Consider the following 3,235-nt stretch of genomic DNA (forward strand, 5'->3'; position numbering starts at 1 on the left):
TTTAAGAAATTAATTCATAAAGAATTAATTGCAACCATAATTGTGAATTTTGCATTGAAAATTGTGCATTAATTTATAGGAGGTGTTTAAAATAAAAGTACTTCATATTATTTCAGGTAATGACAATGGAGGAGGAGCTAATCATATACTAAATCTTTGTAGCAGTGAAAATAAGTATTTTGACAATATATTAGGTTGTCTTGGAGATGGATACCTATATAATAGGGTAAAAAATACTGATATGCCCCATGAGTTTTTTAAAAAAAATATCATTAATAAGGAGATTATAGAATTTGTAAATTCTAATAAAATAGACATTGTAAATTTTCATGGACCTCAACCTTTTTTAATCCATTATTTTATTGGGAAAAAGTTAAAAGCTGCTACTACAGCTACAATTCATAGCGACTACAGATATGATTTCTTAAATAATAAAATTAAGTATTATATCTATACTCCTCTTAGTGTTTTAGGATTAAAGAGTTTTAATAATTATATTTGTGTGTCTCAAAATTTACTGAATTTATTAGATGAAAAACATTTTATTGGTGAAAAAACCGTTGTGAACAATGGCATTGATATAAAAAAAACATTTTTTAAAGAAGATAAAGCTAATATAAGAAAAAAGCTAAATATTATTGATGGTGATTTTATTTTTGGCGTAGTGGCAAGGTTTCACCCTATAAAAAATCATATAAATATAATCAAAGCTTTTGGAAAGTTTAGTAGTGAAAAATCTAATAGCAAATTGATATTAATGGGTGATGGTGGATTAAGAGAGGAGATAGAAAAGGTTATAAAAGAATTAAACTTAGAAGATAAGGTCATTTTAACAGGTTTTATTGATAATGTAACAGATTATTTGTCTATTTGTAATTGTAACGTAATAGCTTCCTATAGTGAAGGTGGTGCTCCTCCATTAGCTATGTTAGAACCTGCTATAGTTAAAACTCCTATAATTTCTACTAAAGTAGGAGATCTAGAGAATATTATAAATCCATCTAATGGAATTATAATTAACTCACAAAGTGAAAAGGATATTTATATAGCAATGCAGGAATGTTACGATAAAAGAGAGTATTTACAAGTTATGGGAGAAAACATACATAATTTAGTTCTAGAGAAGTTTACAATAGAAAAATTTTGGAGTAATTATTATAGCTTTTATAAGTCTATAATAGATAATAACTAATTTGGAGTAGGTAAATGAGTAAAAGTAAAATAGTTAAAAGTTCAATTTTTGTAATGATTTTAGTTATATTAGGAAAGTTTTTAGGGATAGCTAGAGATTCTCTTATGCTAGCTAAGTTTGGAGCAACTAGGGAAGCTGATATTTATGTTTGGGCTCTAGGTGTAATATACTTATTTACAAGTATAGGATATGGCCTAAGTACAACTATAATACCTTTTATAACTGAAATGAACAGTGAAAATGAAGCAAAGGAAAGAAAAGTTTTTGTAAATAATGTACTTACAGTATCTATGATTTTTACTGTAGCAATAACTGTATTAGGCATTATTTTTTCAGATCAAATAGTTTATTATTTTGCCAATAGTTTTACAGTTAATAGCGAGCTAAGTATATTGACCTCTAAAATACTTAGAATAATGTTTTTGTCTGTGTTATTTTTAACTCTTCAGGGGGTACTAGCAGGTACGCTCCAAGGACATCAACATTTTATTGCTCCTACAGCAATGGCAGCAGTAGCAAACTTAGTATACATAATATATTTAGTATTTTTTGTTGATAGTTTTGGAGTTATAGGTTTTGCAGTTGCTACAGTAATAGCTTTTATGTCTCAGTATTTAATAAATGTCCCTAAGTTTATTTCACTAGGTTATAAATATAGATTTACTCTTAATTTAAAAGATGAAAAGCTTAAAAAATTATTAGTACTTATGATACCTATAATAATAAGTACCTCTTCAATACAGCTGAACTTATTTGTTAATAAGTCTTTTGCAACTTCTCTTTATGAAGGAGCAACGGCTATATTAGAATGTGCCAACAAGTTAACTATGATGACCTATGAGGTCTTTGCAGTGGTGGTATCGATGATTATATATCCTATATTAGCATCTCATATTTCAGAAAAAAATAATGAGAAATTTAAGGGCGCATTGAATAAGGGAATTGCTATTATACTTCTTATAATGATACCAGCAACTATAGGAATTATAGTTTTAAGAGAGCCACTTATAAGTTTAATATATGAAAGAGGAAAGTTTACTAATGAAAATGTTAAGTTAGCAGCTAATGCCTTATTATTATATTCCCCAGCAATGATTGCTTATGGTATCAGAGATGTGTTAAGTAGAGGGTTTTATTCTATAAAAGATACTAAAACTCCCATGATAAATAGTTTAATAGGTATAGTCTTAAATTATTTATTTAGTTTTATTTTATATAAAAAAATGGGAGTAGAAGGATTAACTCTTTCTGCAAGTTTATCAGCAATAATTACAGCAATAATATTAAGTAGAGCTTTAAGTAAAAAGTTCGAAGGCCTAGGAATGAGCAGCATAATTGGAGATACAATAAAAATATCCATATCTTCAGTATTAATGGGAATATTAGTTTTAGTTAGTAGTACATATTTAAAAGATATTTTTACAGTTGCTAGGTTAAGTGATGCTATAGTTATATTAGCTTCCACTTTAATAGGGATTATATCTTATTCAGTACTTTGCTATTTATTAAAAATACAGGTATTTATAGATTTTCTAAATCATTTTAAAGGAAAATCTAAAAGTTCTTAACTAGTATATTATTTTTATAAAAACACACATAATGAAATCAAGGAGTATGATTTTGTACTCTTAAATAGTTTAAATAATTCATATACAGAAATATTTAATAGAATGACCATAGTAATATATGGTCATTCTATTAAATTAAAGATTAAGCTATTTTTTAGGAAGTTTATTTTTTAGCGTTTTAATATAAGATTCTTATAAAGATAATAAAATATTAGATTATAATTTTACTTTTTTACGAAAAGGTTTATAATAATATTTTGTGAAAGCACATTAATTCGTATTCCTAATTACCAATCTTTAATACTATCTTTACTAAATGAAAGTATTAAACATAGTGTTAAAGTATTAATTAAGAGTATTAATTTTGTTTTGGATTTCAATATGATATAATTTAATTGATTTTTAAAAAACTCCATATCAGTTAGGGTATAAAATCTTTTAAATAATAAGTAGTTAGAATCTGTTAAGTAGTTAT

Annotated in this window: 2 protein-coding genes; both read left to right on the forward strand. The window is 25.9% G+C overall.

Features of this window, described 5'->3' with window-relative positions; all coding sequences use genetic code 11:
- The first annotated feature begins 82 nt into the window (after positions 1-82).
- Entirely contained in the window at positions 83-1,192 is a 1,110-nt protein-coding gene (locus tag B2W91_RS10000) for a glycosyltransferase (RefSeq protein ID WP_291580453.1), read from the forward strand.
- Positions 1,193-1,206: 14 nt separating this feature from the next.
- Positions 1,207-2,760, forward strand: a complete 1,554-nt coding sequence (murJ, locus tag B2W91_RS10005; protein WP_291580454.1) for a murein biosynthesis integral membrane protein MurJ — start codon at positions 1,207-1,209, stop codon at positions 2,758-2,760.
- Positions 2,761-3,235 lie beyond the last annotated feature (475 nt).

The organism is Clostridium sp. UBA6640 (assembly GCF_002455975.1).
Classification (GTDB): Bacteria; Bacillota; Clostridia; order Clostridiales; family Clostridiaceae; genus Clostridium_J.

What these genes read in the sequence shown, in the direction of transcription:
- murJ (WP_291580454.1), top strand. Translation starts at nt 1,207, where the DNA reads ATGAGTAAAAGTAAAATAGTTAAAAGTTCAATTTTTGTAATGATTTTA.